The sequence below is a fragment of the Spirosoma validum genome (assembly GCF_014699035.1).
GTDB classification, from domain to species: domain Bacteria; phylum Bacteroidota; class Bacteroidia; order Cytophagales; family Spirosomataceae; genus Spirosoma; species Spirosoma validum.
The window spans coordinates 1-22,859 of sequence record NZ_JACXAA010000033.1 but is presented as its reverse complement, the minus strand read 5'-3'; the positions used below and the strand labels follow the sequence as shown (position 1 = coordinate 22,859).

At 48.6% G+C, this 22,859-nt stretch carries 16 protein-coding genes; 11 read left to right on the top strand and 5 right to left on the bottom strand.

The genetic code is table 11. The features are described from left to right. The coding region (locus IC230_RS33475; protein WP_449451378.1) for a phosphoribosylanthranilate isomerase at positions 1 to 366 on the top strand (366 nt) is incomplete at its 5' end. A 99-nt stretch (positions 367 to 465) separates the two neighbouring features. Here IC230_RS33475 and IC230_RS33470 read toward each other — a convergent pair. Then, on the bottom strand, positions 466 to 888 hold the full coding sequence (locus tag IC230_RS33470; RefSeq protein ID WP_191043442.1) for an Hsp20/alpha crystallin family protein: 423 nt from the start codon (positions 886 to 888) through the stop codon (positions 466 to 468). 224 nt (positions 889 to 1,112) lie between these two features. Next, positions 1,113 to 1,883: an AMP nucleosidase gene (locus IC230_RS33465; protein ID WP_191043441.1), complete on the bottom strand. Its 771-nt coding sequence runs from the start codon at positions 1,881 to 1,883 to the stop codon at positions 1,113 to 1,115. Positions 1,884 to 2,007: 124 nt separating this feature from the next. Between IC230_RS33465 and IC230_RS33460 the strand changes: the two genes are divergently transcribed. Then, complete coding sequence (locus tag IC230_RS33460; RefSeq protein ID WP_191043440.1) at positions 2,008 to 2,451, top strand: type I restriction enzyme HsdR N-terminal domain-containing protein; 444 nt, start codon at positions 2,008 to 2,010, stop codon at positions 2,449 to 2,451. A gap of 14 nt (positions 2,452 to 2,465) precedes the next feature. Here the strand turns inward: IC230_RS33460 and IC230_RS34555 are convergent, their stop codons facing one another. Further along, on the bottom strand, positions 2,466 to 2,588 hold the full coding sequence (locus tag IC230_RS34555) for a hypothetical protein (RefSeq protein WP_262893210.1): 123 nt from the start codon (positions 2,586 to 2,588) through the stop codon (positions 2,466 to 2,468). 118 nt (positions 2,589 to 2,706) lie between these two features. On the opposite strand from IC230_RS34555, the gene IC230_RS33455 reads away from it, so the two are divergent. The 4 genes from IC230_RS33455 (at position 2,707) to IC230_RS33440 (ending at position 8,698) form a co-directional block, all read left to right on the top strand. Next, positions 2,707 to 5,115, top strand: coding sequence for a penicillin acylase family protein (locus IC230_RS33455; RefSeq protein WP_191043439.1), 2,409 nt, complete (start codon positions 2,707 to 2,709; stop codon positions 5,113 to 5,115). A gap of 115 nt (positions 5,116 to 5,230) precedes the next feature. Further along, positions 5,231 to 7,012: an arginine--tRNA ligase gene (gene argS / locus IC230_RS33450; protein WP_191043438.1), complete on the top strand. Its 1,782-nt coding sequence runs from the start codon at positions 5,231 to 5,233 to the stop codon at positions 7,010 to 7,012. A gap of 66 nt (positions 7,013 to 7,078) precedes the next feature. Further along, entirely contained in the window at positions 7,079 to 7,699 is a 621-nt protein-coding gene (locus IC230_RS33445; protein ID WP_191043437.1) for a glutathione peroxidase, read from the top strand. A gap of 90 nt (positions 7,700 to 7,789) precedes the next feature. Continuing rightward, positions 7,790 to 8,698, top strand: a complete 909-nt coding sequence (locus IC230_RS33440; RefSeq protein WP_191043436.1) for a 1,4-dihydroxy-2-naphthoate polyprenyltransferase — start codon at positions 7,790 to 7,792, stop codon at positions 8,696 to 8,698. 26 nt (positions 8,699 to 8,724) lie between these two features. On the opposite strand, the gene IC230_RS33435 is transcribed toward IC230_RS33440, so the two are convergent. Then, the gene (locus IC230_RS33435) at positions 8,725 to 11,604 is read right to left on the bottom strand and encodes a metallophosphoesterase (RefSeq protein WP_191043435.1); all 2,880 of its coding nucleotides are present in this window, start codon (positions 11,602 to 11,604) and stop codon (positions 8,725 to 8,727) included. Positions 11,605 to 11,906: 302 nt separating this feature from the next. Here IC230_RS33435 and IC230_RS33430 point away from each other — a divergent pair, with 302 nt between their 5' ends. Together IC230_RS33430 and ileS are read left to right on the top strand one after the other, a co-directional pair. Further along, positions 11,907 to 13,259: an OmpA family protein gene (locus IC230_RS33430; protein WP_191043434.1), complete on the top strand. Its 1,353-nt coding sequence runs from the start codon at positions 11,907 to 11,909 to the stop codon at positions 13,257 to 13,259. 492 nt (positions 13,260 to 13,751) lie between these two features. Then, positions 13,752 to 17,162 carry an isoleucine--tRNA ligase gene (gene ileS / locus IC230_RS33425; RefSeq protein ID WP_191043444.1) on the top strand — a complete coding sequence of 1,137 codons (3,411 nt, stop codon included), beginning with the start codon at positions 13,752 to 13,754 and terminating at the stop codon, positions 17,160 to 17,162. Positions 17,163 to 17,216: 54 nt separating this feature from the next. On the opposite strand, the gene IC230_RS33420 is transcribed toward ileS, so the two are convergent. Next, entirely contained in the window at positions 17,217 to 17,783 is a 567-nt protein-coding gene (locus tag IC230_RS33420) for a hypothetical protein (RefSeq protein ID WP_191043433.1), read from the bottom strand. A 215-nt stretch (positions 17,784 to 17,998) separates the two neighbouring features. Between IC230_RS33420 and recQ the strand changes: the two genes are divergently transcribed. From recQ to IC230_RS33405, 3 genes are all read left to right on the top strand, one after another. Beyond that, positions 17,999 to 20,131, top strand: a complete 2,133-nt coding sequence (gene recQ / locus IC230_RS33415; RefSeq protein WP_191043432.1) for a DNA helicase RecQ — start codon at positions 17,999 to 18,001, stop codon at positions 20,129 to 20,131. A 182-nt stretch (positions 20,132 to 20,313) separates the two neighbouring features. Beyond that, positions 20,314 to 21,378 carry a lytic transglycosylase domain-containing protein gene (locus tag IC230_RS33410; RefSeq protein ID WP_191043443.1) on the top strand — a complete coding sequence of 355 codons (1,065 nt, stop codon included), beginning with the start codon at positions 20,314 to 20,316 and terminating at the stop codon, positions 21,376 to 21,378. 256 nt (positions 21,379 to 21,634) lie between these two features. Further along, positions 21,635 to 22,768 (top strand): lytic transglycosylase domain-containing protein, encoded by a 1,134-nt coding sequence (locus IC230_RS33405; protein WP_223861037.1) that lies wholly within the window; start codon positions 21,635 to 21,637, stop codon positions 22,766 to 22,768. The last annotated feature ends 91 nt before the right edge of the window (positions 22,769 to 22,859 follow it).

The window sequence follows — 22,859 nt, the reverse complement described above, 5'->3', positions numbered from 1 at the left end:
CCGACGGTTAAACTGGTGCAGGTCATTCACATCATTGACGAACGAAATATTGACGAAGCCCTAAAGGCCGTTCAGGATGGAGCCGACGCTCTCCTACTCGATTCGGGGAATCCCACGCTGGCCGTAAAAGAACTCGGTGGTACGGGGCGTGTGCATAACTGGCAGGTAAGCCGCCAAATCGTAGACCAATCATCTGTACCCGTATTTCTAGCCGGAGGACTAAATCCGCAGAACGTCCGCCAGGCTGTTGAGACAGTTCAACCTTTTGGTCTGGATATTTGCAGTGGCGTTCGGACGGATGGAAATCTAGATGAGAGAAAGTTAGAAGCGTTTATGATGGCATTAGGCGTAGGGAATGGGGCGTAGTGTTTCTGCCGCTGTTAAAAACAAAAAAGCTCACACTAACTAGTGTGAGCTTTTTTCGGTGGGCTACACAGCAAGGATGAACCCCAATGCCCTTTGCAACTAAGCAATAGCAATTTCTTTAACTGCTTTTTCTTCTTTCACTTCGACTTTAGGCAGTTCAATGGTCAAGATACCATCGGCATAAGCAGCCTTAATTTCGTCGGCGTTTACGGTTTTGGGCAATTTGAAGCTCCGTTCAAAGGAAGCGAAACCGAACTCCTGACGGGTAAATTTCCCGGTTGTTTCTTCAGATTTCTCTTCTGATTTGTAGCTAATTGTCAGCATGTTATTCGCTACGTTCACTTTCAGATCTTCTTTTTTCAGACCAGGAGCCGCTAATTCAAGATGGAAGGCGGTTTCGGTTTCTTTTACGTTTACGGCCGGTACGTTCGGCGTTGTGTTCTGATACCGATTAATAACTGGACGACCATAGAAAGGGTTGAAGAACGTAGGGATGTTGTTATATCGAACTAAAGTTGCCATGATTTTAGTGTTTATTTTATTTTGGTTGGGTTGTTTACTATCAAACACATCCTCCTTATTACAAACCCTATACCAAAGCAAAATCAACAAACTAATATGACAAAATGTCTTATTTACCCAAATTACACTAAGTTGTTAGTGACAAAATGACATCATCACTTCGCCAAGTCCATCCAAATGACTGTATTTTGATGTAAAGCTATATTCTAGTGCTACGTACCCGTTTATTCAAACCGTAAATGTTTCACTGATTCTCCCGATGATTCGAGTTCGAGTAACGCGTCAATACCGATATCCAGATGTTGCGTAACGAACTGACTTGTTACACGCTTATCGCTTTCTTCGGTTTTCACCCCTTCCGGCACAAGCGGATTATCGGAAACCAGCAGCAAAGCCCCGTGCGGAATGGAATTGACAAAGCCCACCGTAAAGATTGTCGCCGTTTCCATGTCAATTGCCATTGTACGAAGCTCACGTAGATAATCTTTAAAGGCTTCGTCGTGCTCCCAGATCCGCCGGTTGGTTGTGTATACGGTACCAGTCCAGTAATCTAGTTCATATTTTTTGATGGTCGACGATACAGCTCGTTGTAATCGAAAAGAGGGCAGGGCCGGAATTTCAGGGCGCATGTAATCATTGCTGGTCCCTTCGCCCCGGATGGCGGCAATCGGTAAGATCAGGTCGCCGATCTGCGTTTTTTTCAGACCACCGCATTTTCCTAGAAATAGAACGGCTTTGGGATCGATGGCCGATAGTAAATCCATCACCGTAGCGGCCATGGCACTCCCCATCCCAAAGTTGATGATCGTAATGTTATTAGCCGTAGCGGTTTGCATCGCTCGTCCAATACCGAAGATCTCAGCGTCAAACTTCTGGGCAAACAACTCAACGTAGTTGATAAAATTGGTCAGCAAAATATATTCGCCGAATTGCTCGATTGGTGTACCGGTATACCTTGGCAACCAGTTCAGAACGATTTCTTCTTTTGTTTTCATGGATATCAATCAGTGAGTAAGCGAACGATCGGACCGTCGAAGTGATGATTGAGCAAATGATTAGTGAAATCTATTTTTAGTCAATCATTCGCTCATTCATTCTTTCGCTCATTATCTTAGTGGTATGGTTGCGCTGAACCTCCCTCCTTATGATTGCAAAACTAAGCAAGTCGACGGGAAACCCTATATTTTTGATTTGCTACGTCGGAAGTACGTGCGTCTGTCGCCTGAAGAGTGGGTTCGGCAGCACATCGTCAATCTGCTTCTGACCCACTACGCCTATCCGAAAGCGCTTATCCGCTCGGAAGGTGGCCTCGTACTAAATCAGACGCAGAAACGTACCGATATTGTTGTCTTCGATCGACAAGGTCAGCCGTTCCTAGTTGTTGAATGTAAGGCGCCCCACATCCCGCTTACCCAAAGCGTATTTGACCAAATCAGCCGGTATAATCACGTTCACCGAGCTCCCTACGTAGTGATTTCCAACGGCATGATGCATTATTGCTGCTGTGTCGATCACGCGTCAAGCAAGGTTGACTTTATGGATGATTTCCCGGCGTTTGTGTAGATTATCGAACGCAGCTAATTGGCCGGAGAGATTCGCGTTTCCAGCACCCCATCTTTAATCGGTTGATCTACAATCTGACGCGGAGGTAGATTGGCCAACAAACAAAGCAGAACAATTCGATAGATCATCGTTTTCATAGGTGATGCCGTATCAACGTTAGGATTCGCAACACAAATAACATCAGTACGTTTCGATTGTTAAAAGCCTATGCCCCTCCCTGTCGTTATCCACTGATTACCTCATCAACTTGTCAGTATGCGTTATCTGCTTTTCCTGCTTAGCTTTCTTTTATCGGTATGCTGTCAATCTCAATCAGCAAACACAATAACCGCTACGGGTTTGCAGCAACCCGTCGAAATTATCCGCGACCGCTGGGGCGTAAATCATATCTACGCCAAAAACGAACACGACCTATTTTTTGCGCAGGGCTATTCCGCGGCTCAGGATCGGCTGTTTCAGTTAGAAATCTGGCGCAGACAGGCAACCGGTACGGTAGCTGAACTGCTCGGTCCGCAGGAAACAAAGCGAGACATAGGTGCCCGACTCTTTCGCTTTCGTGGGAACATGGATCAGGAATTAAAACACTATCATCCGCATGGTCCTCAAATTGTTCGGGCGTTTGTTGAAGGCATCAACGCCTACATTACTGACATCCTGAAAACGCCCGAAAAGCTGCCGTTCGAATTTCAGGTGCTTAACACAAAACCAGGGCTTTGGACACCCGAAGTCGTTATCAGCCGCCATCAGGGTTTGCTGGAAAATGTCCGCGAAGAATTGAATTATGGCCGATTGGTAAAGCTCATTGGCCCAGATAAATTGCGCGAATTACAATGGTTTCATCCCACTATAAAACCGACGGAGCCAGATCTCACACTACGTGTCAATGGCGATGAGCTATTTCAACCCATTCTGGAGCTTTACGAAGCGTTTAGATTGCCCCTGAAGTTCGGTGGAAAGGCGTCGAAAATCGACGAAAACGAGGTCCGGCGATCCAAGGAGGCAATAGATGATTGGTTCAATACGGAGAAACAATACGTCGGTTCTAACAATTGGGTTCTTTCGGGGAGTAAATCGACGAGTGGTTACCCCATGCTGGCGAATGATCCGCACCGGGCGCAATCAACACCTTCGCTACGTTACTGGGTGCACCTCAATGCCCCGAGCGAATCCACGCTGGGCGAATCCACGCCGGGTTGGAACGTAATTGGTGCCGGAGAACCAACCTTGCCCGGCATTTCCATTGGGCACAATGACTACGGTGCCTGGGGCCTGACGATTTTCGAGACGGATAACGAGGACCTGTACGTTTACGAAACCAATCCTAAAAATCCCAATCAGTATCGGTATAAAGGCCGCTGGGTGACGATGAAAACAATCACCGAGCGCATTCCGATGAAGACTGGTCAGGCGGTCACTGCTACGTTGAAATATACGCAACATGGACCGGTTGTGTTTGAAGACGCTACGCATCATAAAGCCTACGCCGTTCGAGCTGGCTGGCTTGAAACAGGCTGTGCGCCGTATTTAGCCAGTTTACGCATGAATCAGGCCAGAAATTGGCCGGAATTTCGACAAGCCTGTACGTTTAGCCGGATTCCAGGCGAGAACATGATCTGGGCGGACCGAACGGGTACGATTGGCTGGCAGGCCGTCGGGTTAGCGCCCATCCGGCAATCCAGCCCGGGCAAAAACTTCACAGGCCTGGTACCGGTTCCCGGCGATGGTCGATTCGAGTGGGGCGGGTATTTGCCTATTCAGCAGTTGCCCCATAAACTCAACCCGCCCGAAGGCTACGTAGTAACGGCCAATAATAATTTAACACCCGCCAATTTTCCACACCGCGATGCTATTGGCTGGGAATGGGCTTCACCGAGTCGGGCGCACCGCATCGAGGAAGTATTGAGCGATGGTAAACGGAAGAATCTGGTTGATTTTATGACGTTGCAGGCCGATTATTTGTCGATCCCGGCCCGAACGCTGGTACCATTGCTTCAGAATCTGTCGTCGCCCAATAGCACTACCGAACGGGCATTAGGCTTTTTGCGCAAGTGGGATTATCAGCTGAAACCAGAATCCGTTGCTGCGGCAATTTATGTAGCCTGGGAAGGTCAATTGAAGCAGGCTGTTTATGAACAGAAAGTTCCTCAGGTAGCCAGACCGTATTTGAAATCTCTTCCGTCCAAACGGGTTATCGACGCCCTGCTCATTCCAACCCCATCCCGCGATAGCTTGCTGTTGACTTGCCTCGACCAGGCCGTCAGTGAACTAACCGATCGGCTTGGCAACGATACGGATGAGTGGTCGTATGGGCAGCGAAAGAACAAACACATCACCATCACGCATCCACTGAGTAATCTGGTCGATAAGGCGATGCAGCAAAAAATCAACCTGGGTCCAGTGGCTCGGGGCGGCTATGGCGAGACGGTTAACGCAACGGGTGCTGACCTTAATCAAACGCATGGGGTATCATTCCGTATTCTGGTCGACACAGAAGACTGGGATAAAACACTGGGAATCAACAATCCCGGACAATCAGGTAACCCCAATAGCCCGCACTACGGTGATTTGTTTTCGCTCTGGGCCGAAAACGGCTATTTCCCGGCATTCTTCTCCAAAGAAAAAATCAAGAACGTAGCGGAAACCACTACGTTCTTAAAACCGTAATATCAGATAGACTACACAACGAGGCACACATACGGAGCTGATTTTGTTATTTTAATTAGACGCAACTAGTCTAGCAACATAACTCCCAGACTACATTTCGTACTTTTGCAGCCAAATGGATATTCAGTCAGCATTAATGAGCGCTGTTCAACGCGCTATCGCCGAGCTTTATCAGCAGGAAATCGATGTTACGTTACAACCTACCAAGAAAGAATTTGAAGGACTTTATACGTTCGTTACCTTTCCGCTAACCAAATCGCTGCGCCAGCCGCCGGTGCAGATCGGTCAGGCAATTGGCACGTGGCTGACGCAAAACAGCCCGATTGTCAGCGGCTTCAACGTAGTACAAGGATTTCTTAACCTCAGCATTACTGATACAGCCTGGGTCGACGTCCTAAATGACATAGCAGCCAATCCCGACTTTGGCACCTTGCCCACAAAAGGCGAGTCGGTGATGGTCGAGTTTTCATCACCCAATACGAACAAACCACTTCACCTCGGCCACTTACGGAATAATTTTCTGGGCGATTCGGTCAGCCGGATCTTAAAAGCGAACGGCTATGACGTAGTGAAAACCTGCATCGTCAACGACCGGGGCGTTCACATCTGTAAGTCCATGCTGGCGTACCAGAGGTTTGGTAACGGCGAAACGCCTGAATCTGCTGGCATGAAAGGCGACCACCTGATCGGTAAATACTACGTACTATTCGATAAAGCGTACAAAGCCCAGATCGAAGAAATGGTCAGCCAGGGCACACCGAAAGAAGAGGCCGAAAAGCAGGCGCCACTCATGAAAGAAGTCCAGCAGATGTTACGTCTGTGGGAACAGGGCGATCCGGAAACGGTGGCGTTATGGCGTAAACTGAACGATTGGGTCTATGCTGGTTTCGACGCTACGTACCGCAGCATCGGCGTTAGTTTCGACAAAACCTATTACGAATCGAATACGTATCTGCTCGGTAAGGAAATTGTTGAGGAAGGCTTGGAAAAAGGGGTTTTCTACCGCAAGGCCGATGGTTCAGTATGGATCAACCTGACCGAAGAAGGGTTGGATCAGAAACTGGTGCTACGTTCCGATGGTACGTCGGTGTACATGACGCAGGATCTGGGCACGACGGACCTGAAATTCCAGGATTTTCACAACGACCGGTCGATCTGGGTTGTCGGGAATGAGCAGGATTACCATTTCAATGTTCTGTTTGCGATCCTGCGCCAGTTAGGTCGGCCGTATGCCAACGAGCTCTACCATCTCTCGTACGGCATGGTCGATTTGCCGACGGGTAAAATGAAATCCCGCGAGGGCACTGTTGTCGACGCCGATGATTTGATTCAGGAAACAACCGAAGCAGCCTCCACAGCCGCCGATGAAGCCGCGAAAGGAAAAATGGACGAATTCAGCGAAAGCGAGAAAACAGCGCTTTTCCAGATGTTGGGCTTGGGGGCTTTGAAATACTATCTGCTGAAAGTTGATCCGCAGAAACGAATGCAATTTAATCCGGCTGAATCGGTTGATTTGCATGGTAACACGGGGCCATATATACAGTACGTCCACGCTCGAATTCGGTCAATTTTGCGAAAAGCGGTCGATATGGGGGTGTCGATAGAAGGATCAGTCAGTGCAACGCAATTGGGTGAGATTGAGCAACAATTGATCTTTTTGCTGAGCCAATATCCGTCACGCGTGATGGAGGCAGGGAAGGATCTTGCCCCTTCCTACATTGCTCAGTACGTATATGAATTAGCAAAGGCATTTAACCAGTTTTACGACAAACTTTCGATTCTGAAAGAAACCGATTCCGTGAAGTTGCAGACACGTGTTGTTTTGTCGAGAACGGTTGGTGAAACTATTAAGCAGGCAATGGGTTTATTGGGAATAGATGTCCCAGAAAAAATGTAGATTAACGCGTTCAAATTCAGTACATTCGTATCATTTCCCAATCCTTTACAAATTGTTGAACTAACGATGAAAAAGAATCTTGTTTTTAGCCTGATCGCACTCGCGTTCGTTTTTACCCTAAGTAGTTTTATGTCTTTATCAACGCTTGTTAAGGGCATCTTCGCCGACAAACGCGAAGTTGCCGTTGCCCCGGCAAATACGCCCGCTCCAACAAAAAGTCTTTACGATTTCACGGTAAAATCGCTCGATGGCAAACCCGTATCGCTGAGCGGCTTTAAAGGAAAGAAAGTCGTTATTCTGAACGTAGCGTCGAAATGTGGTTTTACGCCACAATACGCCGACTGGGAGAAATTCTACAAAGAACATGGCGATAAAATTGTCGTATTAGGTTTCCCGGCCAACAATTTCAAAAGCCAGGAACCCGGTAGCAGCGAAGAAATCGCGGAGTTTTGTAAGAAAAATTACGGCGTTACGTTCCCGATGTTCGAGAAAGTATCGGTGCTTGGCGAAGACCAGTCACCACTTTACAAATGGCTGACAACCAAAGACATGAATGGCTGGAACGATAAAGTTCCTACCTGGAATTTCTGCAAATACGTTGTCAACGAGAAAGGCGAGTTGACCCATTTCTTTGCTTCGAAAGTAAAGCCCGAAGACGAAGAATTTAAGAAAGCAGTAGGCATTTAATTATGAATGAGTGAATGACAGAATGAGTGAATAATACTTCTAGTAAATAGTATTCACTCATTCTGTCATTCACTCATTCTATCATTCAACATGAAAAGTTGGATTGCGGCTGCCCGGCCGCGTACATTACCGCTGTCCTTAGCCAGTATTATTCTCGGCAGCTTTCTGGCTTATGCCGATCATCAGTTTAGCTGGTCTGTTACGTGGCTGGCCGTGCTAACGACCGTTTTTCTTCAGATTCTGTCCAACTTCGCCAACGATTATGGTGATGCCATTTCGGGAAAGGATACGGAACTCCGCGTAGGCCCCCGACGAGCCGTAGCAACCGGCGACATCACGAAAGAGGCCATGTTGCGGGCTATTATCATTACGTCGATTCTGTCGTTCATCAGTGGCCTATCTTTACTGACCGTCGCTTTCTACAATTCTGGGGGTACGGCCTTCCGGCCCAAACTCTTTTGGTTTTTTCTGGTCGTCGGTCTACTCAGTATTGCCGCGGCCATTGGCTATACAAACGGCAAACGTCCCTACGGATACGCAGGTTTTGGTGATATTGCCGTGCTGATTTTCTTCGGTTGGGTTGGTGTTCTGGGCACCTATTTCCTTCACACGCTATCGTTCGACCCCGTACTGTTACTACCAGCTACAAGCGTCGGCTTATTTGCAACGGGCGTTCTGAACGTTAACAACATCCGCGACATCGAAACCGATACGATGACGGGGAAGAAGTCGATTCCTGCGCGATTGGGATTGCTACTAGCCATTCGCTATCACTGGGGCTTGTTGCTTACCGGTATGTTCTGCGCCGTTGCCTATTCTTTCCTCACCGGCGCGTCCTGGTTTAGCTATCTTTACGTACTCGCCTTCCCATTATTTTTCCTGAATGGCCGAGCGGTGGCTACGCACAAACAACCAGCCGAACTCAATGCCCGACTCGGTCAATTGGCGCTTACTACGTTGCTATTTGTCGTCTTATTTGGATTGGGACAGGTGCTGTGAAATCTAGTAGTCCGGCCAGGATACCCTTATTGCCGCACTACTTTTCGCGTCAGAGTGTATTCACCCACTTTTACTTTCAGGAGATAGGTTCCGTGAATAGGCGGCATAGGAATCGATTCGGACAGGGTTACTACCTGACCAGCCTGTTTCTGAAAAACTGAACGTCCCTGTAAATCAAAGAGCATAAGACTAACTTCTTTCTTTTGATTAATTGTCAACTCCACGTGCACAACGTCGTGTGCCGGGTTAGGGTAAATGCGGAGTTGTCCGCCCGCAAAATCTTCCTCCCCCGTCGGAATCAGTACCGTCACCGATGCTTGTCCAGAAGTGGTTCCTTTTCCACAGCCATTTTCAATGCTGCTTACGGAATAGACCATCGATTTGGTTGGTTTGAGGCTTAACACCGTTGGGTTGCCCGTTGCCGAAAAAACGGTCCCGTCAGACAAACTACCTTTCCAGGGACTATCGCCCGTAAAAGCAATCGCTAACGACATGGATTCTCCCTGCGTAATTGTTGTCGAACCTACCAACGTAGCGGTCGGTAACGGCTTAACGGCAATACCTCCACTGGCAATAAGTTGTACGAACTGAATACCCCGTGGACGTACTTGCAACCGATATCCTGTACTGGACGGTAGGTCCATTGGAATCGTCGCTTTCAGTTCATTACTTTTTCCTGAACCAACGATTTGTTCTTTCGTGAAATTACCTGACGCATCCGACAACAAAACATCATACACTACGTCGGCTGATGGGGTTGTATTGTCGAAGGTGATCGTAACGGGAATACTGGTTCCTACGCAAGCAGATGTCGATGTTTGCGCTGTTACTTTCAGTGCCTGTTGCACCGTTACGGATGCCTGCCCGGAAGCGGTTCCTTTCCCGCAACCATTCTCAAGATTTGTGATCGAATAAGACACAGATTGAGTTGGCTTGACGGCTACAGTCAATGGGGTGGTTGCTCCCGCAAACGGTGTTCCATCAGACAACGTGCCTTTCCAGGGCCCGTCTCCCGTAAACGTGAGCGTCAGCGAAGCCGACTCTCCCTGTGCTATTGTCGTTGATCCAGACAAAGTGGCCGTTGGCAACGCTTTGAGTACAATGGGTTCGCTCGCGATAAGGTCAATGTTAGGTCTATCGCGTGGCCGCACGCGCAACCGATAACTCGATCCGGCAGGCAGATTCGCTGGCATCACTGCTTTTAGTTCGGTAAGCTTTCCGGAACCCACAAGCTGTTCGCTGGCAAAATCACCAGCCGCATTCGATATGAGAACATCATATTGCCAGTCAGTCGCCTTGGTCAGGTTTTCAAGCGTCGCCGTAACGTTGAGCGTATTGCCGCCACAGGCCGAAGTCGATGTTTTGGCGGAGATTCGGGGCTGCGGGACAGTTAGCCGAAACTCATCGACCAAGCAGTTCCTGTCATCTTTAACGACAATCGGAAATGTTCCGGCTTTGTCGACCACGTAACGAATGCTGCGGCTGGTTTGCCCACCAGACCAGCGATAGTCTCCCGATGCAGATGTGCCTGGCCAGGAAGCCGTTAACTGAAGTTCGTCACCATATTCCGCTTTCTGGACCGTGATTTTATTGGCGTTTTTCACGATTGTAAACTTGTCCTGAATGGAGCCATCCGCCATCAGAAACTGGGCATCCAACCGATTATCGTTTACGTCCAGAATCATTGATCCACCCAACGTTACGTTGTTATAGACCGTACCCGGATGCGGAAAATCCACGGACTGTCCCCCTATTTGCCCCCCTGAACCGTTGATCACATAAACAGTCCCCTCCCCTTTCGTCAGAATTGGGCAGGAATTAGGCGATCCATCATACCGCCCTGATGTACTTTCCACTACGTGTCTGGATTTATCGAATGTTTTGGCTAGCCCGGTCATCCCTTTCATACGATACGTCCGTTCGTAGCCGTGGCTATGCCCATTGAGCACTAAATCCACGCCGTAACGCTCCAGAATAGGCGTCAGGTTTTCACGGATCAGCTTCATTTGCTCTTCCGTATCGGAATCATGTCCGCCTTTACTATAAGGCGGATGGTGAAAAATGACGACTTTCCAGGGCAATTTATTGGCCACCAAATCACGTTTCAGCCACTGAATCTGCGTCGACGTTGTATCATAAATCCGAAATCCGTCTTCCGGCTGATTAGCCTGAGAGTCCAGCGAAATCAAATGGACATTCCCATAATCGGCGGAATAGTAGCTCTTCGTATTGGATGGAATTCCACCCGCTTCGCCTTTTTCGGGAAAGGAAAAGAGTTGATAATACGGAATGTTGAAATTCGTGCGGCTATCGGCGTAGTCATGATTACCAGGCGTCATAAAGATCGGCGTATTCCGTAACGTAGGCGGGTACACGCTGAATACGTAGTCCTGATATTCCTGTTCTAATCCAAATGAGTAAGCATTATCCCCCAGCCATACCCACAGATCAGCCGGGCGCGTCGCTGTAGCATTCCGATAGGCCTGATAAACGTTTTTCTGATTATCGTTATTCGAACCAAAATCACCCAGAACCCAAAACCGCAACGGGCGTGTGTCGCCCGCGGGTACCGCCGTTTTAACGTAATAATCCGAACCACTAGCTAGTTTTGTATCATCGTAGCCAATGGCATAGGCATATTTTGTTGCTGGTTGCAAGCCGGTAAGGGTCAGGCTATGTTCAAGTTTCGCTTCTGACTCACGCATGTCTCTTGTCAACTGATTCTCCGAAGCACCAAACCAGACCCGGCCCGTCGTCGGCTGATCCGTACGCCAGCGAACCACAACCGATGTTGGCGTAACAACTTGTAAATAAGGGCCACGCACGACGATAGGCGATTGAGCAACTGCCTGAATCAAAGTCAGAAAAAAGACGAATAACGTAACTAAATGGAAACTGTATTTCATTGATTAAAAGAAGATTACTGTAAAAATAGATAGCTCGGCGGGCATATCCTAGTCTACCCGTTATCTTCTTATCAACCAGGCAGTTAATACGCAATTCATAATCCTACCGAATTTCTGTCAACGAACGGATTTTTACTAATCAAAGTGTTTGGTATAATTCTCCGCCAGGAATGTCATTCGCAGCTGTAACCCCTAAGCCTATCTCCCCGTCTTACTACAGTATCAGATTAAACGAAATGGCGTGGATTGGGTCAAACGATCCAGCATGCCGTTGGCATACACTTATCTTCTTATTTTCTTCGATGCGTCAACACTATTTTCTTTTTCTTCTTCTGACCGGGTTAAACTCGGCCTGTATGATGGGGTCTTATCCGTCGGGTTATCCATCAGGTGGAGGACAACAATACCCATCCGGTGGCCAGCAATCACCCGACGATACGTATCCAAATTCGTATCCTGGCACGGGTAATCAACCGGGTAATGGGCGCGCTGCCGATCCGGGCGTAACGGTCAATAGTATCCATTTAACGAAGGACTATACGATTCTGAATCTGACATTTACGGATAAGTCGCAGCCGAGGTATAATCAAAACGGGCAGCTGATATCAACGAATACTATTGAGTTCGATCCAGCGGGTCAATTAGTAGCCGCTAATGGTGCACGAAAATTTAATTTTATTAAAGCTGAAGGTATTCCTATAAAGCCGCAAAAACGTAGTACACTCCCTGGTGACCAGGTTACATTTACGCTCTATTTTGAGCGACTAGATAAAGGCTTAGAAAATTTCGACTTGTTTGAGTGCAATGATTATGACCAAATCGTTTGCTGGAATATTTATAACCTGCACGTCAATAACCCTGCTGACCCGGTCGTTTACAATCCACCCGTTACGCCAACGCCTGTTCCACCGAAACCAGCACCGACTAAAAAACCAACGACGTTACCGCAGACCTCAGGCGAGTCGGGTGGTGAAATGGAAGCTCCCCGAACGGACGTTCCGAAGACCAAGCCAGCCCCTGCACCCATCGTTACGTTGGTAACGGTATCGGGGATAGTGAGTGATGCAAAAAACAAGCGTCCCGTTACGGCTACGATCGACTATCAGCTTTCGTCCAGCAAGCAGGCGATTGATTCTGTACAGAGTTTTGCTTCGACGGGTGCTTATCGAATGAGCTTAAACAAAGGACAAGTGTACACTTATATAGCCTCAGCGCGGGGTTATCAATCGGCCAGTGGTGTGCTGGATTTAAGCAAACTAGCGGGCGGCCAAAAACTTACGCGCGACATTACCCTAACACCTTTAGCCGTGGGCGACAAAATCACGCTGAAGAACATTTACTTCGAGATGTCGAAGTCAGATCTGCTGTCGGCTTCGTTTGCTGAATTAGATAAACTAGTTGCGATGATGCAGGACAACCCGAATATGACCATCCGGCTCGAAGGTCATACCGACATCATTGGCGATCATGACAAAAACCTTCAGCTTTCCCGCGATCGGGTCATTGCCTGTCAACGCTATCTGGCACAGAAAGGTATCGATTTAGAACGCGTTCAGGCGGTTGGTTACGGCGACACCCGTCCCATTCTGACCAAAGGAACCGACGAAGAACGGAAAGTAAACCGACGGGTGGAGTTTGTTATCCTGACGATTTGAGCGCATTGGGCAGAGGGGTAAGGTCATGTATGCCAAAACTGCCTATTATCAAAGCAGAAATCAGTACATGGAAGGCTTGTACGGTGTCCGTGAATGAATATGTAAAAGCCCTCTGCTTTTTGATCATTCCAGCCTTCTTCGCCCTATACTCGATCAGCGTCTTTACTAGCTTTTTGGGTAAAACAAGGAGCAATCATACGCTTGATTGCCAGCCAATCGGCATTGTCTGCTTAGTGGTAAACCATCTTCAGCAGATCGAGCTGAGGCTCAACGAGAGGACTACGCAAATTATTTTCCATATCCCTGACTCGTTATGGTTATGGCCTTTGAACGTAATAAGTCGTGAATTTTGTTCAGTTCTACACAAAGAGAGCCAGAAATGGAACATGTGTGTAGCCTGCCCTATGCCCTAAATTTCCCTATCTTTGCCAATTATTTTTTAATCGCACGGGCGATCCTGCATAGTAGCCGGGTCGATTCGGGCGTCCGATCCTGTTAGACGTGACGTATCAACAATATGAATCCCTCGATTACGCGCAGATCGCGGCCGAGGTCTTGACCTACTGGAATCAGAATCAGGTATTTGAGCAATCTGTCGCTAGCCGTGATGGACAGCCAACATTTACGTTCTATGAAGGCCCGCCATCCGCGAACGGTACGCCGGGTATTCACCACGTAATGGCCCGCACGATCAAGGATATTTTTTGCCGATATAAAACCCTGCAAGGTTTTCAGGTCGACCGGAAGGGTGGCTGGGATACGCATGGATTGCCGATTGAGCTACAAGTCGAGAAAGAACTCGGTATCACGAAAGATGACATTGGCAAGACCATTAGCGTTGAGGAGTATAATCAGAAATGCCGCGAAACGGTCATGCGGTTTACGGATCAGTGGAACGACCTGACCCAGAAAATGGGCTATTGGGTTGACCTCGATAACCCATACGTTACGTATAAAAACGAGTACATCGAATCGGTCTGGTATCTGCTCAAGCAGTTGTATGATCAGAATTTATTGTATAAAGGCTATACGATTCAGCCATATTCACCCAAAGCGGGGACTGGCCTGAGTTCGCACGAGCTGAACATGCCGGGTACGTATAAAGACGTGCGCGACACGACCATCGTGGCCCAGTTTAAGGTAAAGCCCAGTGGTAAATCCGGCTTTCTCTTTTTTGACTCGGCCGATGCCGACGTATATATTCTGGCCTGGACGACAACGCCCTGGACCCTGCCCGCTAATTCAGCCCTGACCGTCGGTGCAAACATCGACTACGTCATGGTAAAAACGATCAACCCTTACACGTACCTGCCGGCGCACGTAGTGCTGGCCAAAAACCTGGTGAGTCGTTGGTTCAGTGAGAAGGGAAAGGTCGATAGCGTAAACAGCCCTGCCTTTGACGCCTATTTGCCTACCGATAAAGTAATTCCCTGGGCACTGGTCTCTGAGTTTAAAGGCGAACACCTCGAAGGTATTGAGTATGAGCAGTTGATGCCCTACGTTACACCCGAAACGCCTGCTTTCAGAGTTATCCTGGGCGATTTCGTTACGACTGAAGATGGTACAGGTATCGTGCATACGTCACCTACCTTCGGCGCGGATGACTTTCGCGTGGCACAAGCTGCTGGTATTCCGCCGATCATGGTGAAGGATGAGACGGGCAAAGACGTACCGATTGTAGATAAACACGGTCAGTTCGTTTCGGAAATCACCGATTACGCCGGACGCTACGTTAAAGAAGAATATTATTCGGACGAAGAACGGAAAGACCCGGATTTCAAGCCGACCGACGTACTGATTGCGATCAAGCTGAAGGAGGAAAATAAAGCCTTTCGGGTTGAGAAATACGAACACCCTTATCCGCACTGCTGGCGGACGGATAAACCTATTCTGTACTACCCGCTCGATAGCTGGTTCATCCGCACTACAGCAAAGAAAGACCGGCTGGTTGAGTTGAATAAAACCATCAACTGGCAACCCGAAAGTACGGGCACAGGTCGCTTCGGCAACTGGCTCGAGAACCTCGTTGACTGGAACCTTAGCCGCAGCCGTTTCTGGGGTACGCCTTTGCCAATCTGGCGGTCTGAAATCGGCGAAGAAGTATGCGTTGGATCGGTAGAAGAGTTGAAAACGCTGGTCGAGAAAGCGCAACAGTCAGACGTATTGACTGATGAGCAACGATCGAAGAATGATGCTTTTCTGACAAAGCTGTCCTCGGGCGATTATGATCTGCATCGGCCTTATGTCGATGAGGTTTATTTCGTTTCGGATTCGGGCAAAGTCATGCAACGCGAGTCGGACCTGATCGACGTATGGTTCGATTCAGGCGCGATGCCGTATGCCCAATGGCATTATCCATTTGAGAATCAGGACGTTTTCAAAAAAGCATTCCCGGCGGATTTTATTTCGGAAGGCGTTGACCAGACGCGTGGCTGGTTCTTTACGCTCCACGCCATCGCCGGAATGTTGTTCGACTCAGTAGCGTTCAAAAATGTTGTATCGACGGGATTAGTGCTTGATAAAAACGGCAACAAAATGTCGAAACGGCTGGGTAACGCCGTCGATCCATTTGCTACGTTAGCACAATTCGGTCCTGATGCTACGCGCTGGTACATGATCACGAACGCGGAGCCGTGGGATAACCTCAAGTTCAATGCGGAGGGAATCGGGGAAGTACAACGGAAATTATTTGGTACGTTATCTAACACCTATAACTTCTTCGCGCTCTATGCCAACCTCGATCAGTTTTCGTTTGACGGACGCAGCGTGCCTGTAGCCGATCGACCCGAACTCGACCGCTGGATTCTGTCGAAATTACAATCGTTGATTCTGGAAGTAGAAGAGCAGTTTGATAGCTATAACCCAACCAAAGCGGGTCGCGCCGTTCAGGATTTTGTTAATGACCAATTGTCGAACTGGTACGTTCGGCTATCGCGTCGGCGCTTCTGGACCGGGGTCGCGCCGACGGGCGAAATGACAACTGATAAACGTGCGGCTTATGAAACCCTACATGAGTGTTTATCAACAGTGGCCCAACTGATGTCGCCGATTGCGCCGTTCTATGCCGACTGGTTGTATCGTAATTTAAACGAGCGTACTACGTCCGTACATCTGACCGACTTCCCAACAGCTGATCAAACCCTGATCGACTCTGAATTGGAGCAGTCGATGGAGGCTGCCCAGAACGTATCGTCGCTGGTGCATTCGCTGCGAAAAGGCCATAAACTGAAAGTCCGGCAACCGCTCAGTCGGGTGCTGGTTCCGGTCCTGAACGCCGATACGCGTCGACAAATCGAACACGTTACGCCGATTATTATGTCGGAGGTAAACGTAAAAGCCGTCGAGTTTGTGGACGATGCCAGTGGTATTCTCAAGAAAAAAGTCAAGCCTAATTTCAAAGCCCTCGGTCCGAAATTTGGAAAGCAGATGAAAGACGTAGCAGCCGCCATTACAACGATGTCGGAGGTAGACCTGAAAACACTCGAGCAAACCGGCATTGTGCGCCTGGCTCCTTACGACATTCAACTGGCGGATGTTGAGATTCTGACGGAAGATATACCGGGCTGGCTGGTTGCCAGCGAAGGAGGACTTACGGTGGCGCTCGACGTAAACGTAACGGATGAACTTCGGCGTGAAGGAATCGCCCGCGATTTTGTGAACCGGATTCAGAATCTACGAAAAGACCGTGATTTCGCCGTAACCGATAAAATTGCCATTACATTGGAACGGAACGACGAATTGCTGGCAGAAGCTGTTGAGACGAATCAGGATTACATCCGCCAGGAAGTTCAGGCCGTTTCGCTCGATTTAGTCAGTGATTTGAACGGCCGGGACGCCGGACCGTCAGTCACAGAAATTCCGATGGACGAGTTTCTATTGCGTGTTCAGATCAAGGTTGCCTAACTAAAGCAATGTAGCCTGGCCGCTGGTACGCCAGCCCGGCCAGGCTACATTGCTTTAGTCTCTTATGCTGCTCAGATACGTCTTATTGCCGTTCTTGTTAATGTAGTATTTTCCGCCCCGTGGGCCCGTCATCACTTTCTCACCACCGGGGCCTTTCATGGAAGCATCGACCGGTGCTTTATAATCGGCAGGAGTCGCTTTTTCCTCTTTCACGGTGGTCTTCGACGCTCTGGCTACTTTATCGCTTGCCTTCGCCGATTTGCTCATTTTGTCATCTTTCAGGCCCGAATTATCAGCCGGTGCAGCCGTAGTCGTTGTACCGTCATTCGCTGCTTTTTTAGCCGCTTTTGCGGCTCTGGCCTTTGCCATTCGATCGTTCATGGCAGCTTGTTTAGCCGGGTCAACAGCCGCATCGGCTGTTGTTTTTGCATCGGCCTTCGCATCTTTAACGGCATCTTTCGCAGCTTTTTTCTCTGCTTTAGCCGCGTTTTTGGCGGACTTATCCGCTTCCTTCATTTCTTTTTTCGCCTTCTTTGCTGATGCATTATCATCTTGCGCCACACCGTTAAAAGCAACCAGCAGGCTGAATATCAGACACAATGCAGAAAGGGTCTTTTTCATGGATCTCGATTTAGGTTTGTGATAAAAACAATCAAATTTTTGTTCTTGAGACGGAAAGATGAGGATAAAATCACGAATTCGGTAACGAAAACCACTTAAATTTTCCTTAAATTTGATAGAGGATCAACTGATTTTCCGCTAGCAACTTATCAGCCTTTTTTACGTCTCAAGTACTGCTTAGCTTACTCGATTTATTACCCGCCAGCCAAAAATCAATGACCGTTTCGCAACAGACCCGTACCCAGCAACCCACCGATTATCTCAAACGTTACTATGGCTATGATCGCTTCCGACCAATGCAGGAAGAGATTATTCAGTCGATTCTGGGCGGGCGTGATACGGTCGTACTTATGCCCACGGGGGGCGGCAAATCGGTTTGTTTTCAGATTCCGGCTTTGATGCTGCCCGGTCTTACGGTGGTGGTTTCGCCCCTAATTGCCCTGATGAAAGATCAGGTTGGTGCGCTGCACATGAACGGGATTCAGGCAGCCTTTTACAACAGTACGCAGACAAGTCGGGAACAGCGCGATATTGAAGATGATTGCCTTAGCGGTAAGCTCAAATTGCTATATGTCTCTCCCGAAAAGTTACTGACTGAGTCGTTCCTCAATTTTCTAAAACGCATCAACGTATCGCTTTTTGCTATTGACGAAGCGCACTGCATTTCCTCCTGGGGTCACGATTTCCGACCGGAATATACCCAGTTGCACGTATTGAAGGAACAGTTTCTGACGATACCAACCATTGCCCTTACCGCTACCGCTGATAAACTTACTCGTCACGATATTGCTACGCGGCTCGGCATGGTTGACCCGGCTGTTTTTGTGGCATCGTTTAATCGTACGAACCTGAGTTTACAGGTGCTGCCCGGCCAGAATCGGATTCAGCAAATTATGCGGCTACTGCAACAGAAACCTGATACGTCGGGTATCATTTACTGCCTGAGCCGTAAATCGACTGAATCATTGGCAGCCAAGTTGCAGGAGAAAGGGTTTAAGGCGGCTTTCTATCATGCTAAGATGGACTCGGAGGATCGTTCTAAGACGCAGGAAGCCTTTCTGCGCGACGATGTCCGGATTATGTGCGCAACGATTGCGTTCGGCATGGGCATCGACAAATCGAACGTAAGGTGGGTAATTCATTACAACATGCCCAAAAACATTGAGAGCTTCTATCAGGAAATCGGGCGCGCAGGCCGAGATGGTGCGGCTGCTCAAACGGTTCTGTTCTATAGTTTTGCCGACGTAGCGACGTACAAAGAGATGCTAGCCGAAAATAGCCCGGCCAATCTGGGATTGCAATTAGCCAAGCTCGAACGGATGCAGCAGTACGCCGATGCGCACACCTGCCGCCGTCAGATTCTGCTCTCCTATTTTTCGGAAGAGTTGTCAGAGCCCTGCGGTAACTGTGATGTTTGCCGCGATCCGCGTGTTACGTTCGATGGCACCGTTTTGGCACAAAAAGCCTTATCAGCTATAGTTCGCACAGGTGAGCGGGTACCGATGAACTTACTGATTGATATTTTGCGTGGCTCTCGTAGCCAGCAGGTGTTACAAGGAGGGTATGATCAGGTAAAAACTTACGGTGCCGGTCGCGACATACGATTTGAGGACTGGCGGAATTATCTCCATCAGCTCATTAATATTGGCGTGATCGAAATCGCTTACGATCAGCACTATGCCTTACGCCGGGGGATTCTATCTGATCAGGTGCTCTACGGCGGTCGCAAAATCGACCTTGTACGTCCTGATGATGCACCAAAGCCAGTTGTAGAGAAAGTTCGCACTAAAACTGAAACGCAGCGCGACGATCTGTTTGAGCGACTACGTGTTGTTCGGAAACAAATCGCCGATGAGCAGAACGTACCGGCCTACGTTATTTTCACCGACACGACGCTCGAAGACATGGCCCGCCAGCGACCGATCACTCCCGACGCCTTACGTAACGTGAGCGGAGTGGGCGAGCGGAAACTCCAGTTGTTCGGCAAGCGGTTCCTGGATGAGATCGTTGGGTACGTTCGGGGTCGGGTCCAGGCGGGTGAAAAGCCTAAAGGTTCGACCCAACTGGTGACCTATGATTTATACAACAATGGCTTGACGATTGATGAAATTGCATCCGAACGTCAGCTAACGACGGGCTCCATTGCCGGGCATCTGGTGCAACTTTCGCGCTCGGGATACAGCATTGATTTGGCGTCGCTCATCGCCCCAAATGAACGCCAGGAAATTGAAAAAGCCATAGCTACTGTAGGCCTTGAAGAAGGCCGTTTAAAGCCCGTATTCGATTATTTGGGAGGTCGCTACGACTACGGAAAGCTCACAATCGTAGCGGGTTTGATGGGCCTATAAATTGATGTCTCTACATATTCTATAGGATAATTCTTAGACTAACTATTTGGTATATACCAGATTATCAGCTATATTCGTATTATCTTATTGGACAGGCCCGTTACTTCGGTACGGGTTTTACTGTCTTAATGTATCATCAAACCTCTGTTATCTTGATTAAAGAAGTAAGTTTTTCACTGCTCATGGCCGCTCTAAAACCGGCTGTCGCACTTCCCCTTCTTGGAGTCGATACCAGCCGAATATTTCCGGCGTCAAAAGGTCTGGATACCCCCGAATTACTAGTTGCGGACTCGACCAAACATTTATTTCCTATCTATTTCTGTGGCGAAGAAGTCCCCGTCGATGAGCCACGTGTAGCCCGCCGGTGGGCGCAAACGCTACGTACCTACGGAGCCCAGGAAACGTTCCTGTACGATCTTCGTTCTAGAGCCTCTACGTTTTTTCACGTCATTGATCCGATTCTACGCAGACACAAAATCCCTCGCGACTTCCGGTTCATGCCGTTAGCTGAAAGTGCTTTAGTAAACAGTAGCGTATCCTACAAAGGCGCGTCGGGTTATTGGCAACTTATGCCCGAAACCGCTCGTGAACTGGGCTTAACCGTAAACGGCGAAACAGATGAACGCTATGATTTACCCAAAGCGACCGTAGCCGTTTGCCATTATCTCCACAAACTCTACAATCAGTTAGGTTCCTGGACATTGGTAGCTGCAGCTTACAACGGCGGTATCACCCACGTTCGGAACAAAATGGAGCAACAGGGTCATTCCAATTATTACCGGCTTCGGCTGCATCGCGAAACCAGCCATTATTTGTTTCGGATTCTCGCGTTTAAAGAGTTGCTCAGTAACCCGCGTCAATATAGTACATTGCTACAGGGGTCAACGATTGCTCAGTTGATGAAGCCCCTTCCCAGCTGGCACAAGCCACTGGCTCTTCCCAAAAAGATTAAGGATGCTCCTACCGTTGAATTAGTCGACGATGAGTATGCCGCTCCTACCTGGGGACCGCGCCCAAATACAGCTTTAACCAAAACACCATCAGACACCCAACAACTGATTGCTCGCGCAGCGTCTATTAAAGTCCTACCGGATGCACCAGATGCTAGTTTAGAGAAACAGGGACCCCATTTCCCGATCCGGAAGCTGATGATGGGCCTGATGGTTCTCCGCTTTCGTCGGCCACGTTTTCTTCAATCGAAAAAAGGCGAAGGCAATCGTCCATTACATTTCTGGGACTGGCTGTAAGCTAGTTTGTCGGTTGTTGTTTAAGCTATACTGATAAAGTCGTGAAAACGGCAACCGACGAACCAATCATCATCTTCTCATCGAACTAAACCCAGACTTCGCATCGTTGTCTATGGGATCAACACACGGCTTACTTATTTTGATAGTTGTTTCACGATACGTTACTCTAGTGGTTTTGGGTGTATCAATTCTCACTTCTCCTGTTTTAGCCCAAAAGAGAGTATTTTTTGCAAAAGCCAGCCCAAAGCATTCGGTCATGGCCAGGCCACAACCTCTTCAACCACAGCGATTGAACCCACAGCGGCTCCATTTTTGCGGAGAAATCGTGCCAATGGAGCAAGGGGACGTATCAGCGAAACTCGCGTTTGCTCTGGCTGGTAGTTCAGGCTATATCCGGCACGTAAATGGCTTAAAGGCACGTTCTGCTCCGTATTTTGCCGTTATAGAGCCCATCCTCTATAAGCACAATATTCCGAACGATTTTAAGTATTTACCCCTGATCGAAAGCGCCTGGCAGGCTAATGCCGTGTCATCGGCTGGAGCTATTGGCTACTGGCAGTTTATGGACGAGACAGCCCAGGATATGGGACTTTCGATCGCTACAGGTAACGATGAACGTACCGACCTCGTTAAATCGACAGAAGCGGCCTGTAAATACCTGAAGTTTCTACATGACAAACTAGGTTCCTGGACATTAGTAGCAGCAGCTTATAACGGTGGAGTTGGCATGGTACAACGAAAAATTTCTAAAGTAGGGCACCGCGATTATTATGCCATGAGTATGAATCCAGAAACGGGCTATTATCTCTACCGGATTCTGGCGATGAAAGAGTTGTTCACGAATCCATCATACGGAGTCGGTTCAGTAGGGACGTTGCTGGCCTCGTCAGGAAATGCGTATGAACTGGAACGTCAGCAGGCCCGACGTATGGGCTGGCTTCAGGACGATGAACCCGAACCCGTAGGTGTTCCAATCGAGTCGTTATATGAATCGGCGGTACCAATCCGGAACGAATCGCATGTTATGGACAGTGTATTGACGGAATTGCTTAAAAACAAGCCGTCGACCACACCTGTTTTCGAGGGCGATGCTACTGCCCGTTTAATACAAGCTGGCCTATTGAAAGTAGGGCAAAGCTGGTCTTTCGCTCTGACAGAAGATGTCCAGATTGGCGAAGATATGCTCAAAACAGGTGATATGATCTATGCCATTGTCGATGACATCGATATGAGCGGGAATCTATTCCTGCGAGCCACCAAAGCCATTTCGGCGACAACCAAGGCGACCATTCCGCTTACGCTCATTGCCATGAATCCCGCTACGGGTCTGGCCGGAGTCCCTCGCCCGAAAGTAGTTAAGTCCGGTTGGGTTGTGCAATGGAAATTGTAGTCCTTACTACCCATTGACTCGTCCTAAAATAGGTTGACAGGTTATTGACTGTTTTTCTTTTTAGCAGCGCTCATTTAAGTGGGCGCTGCTT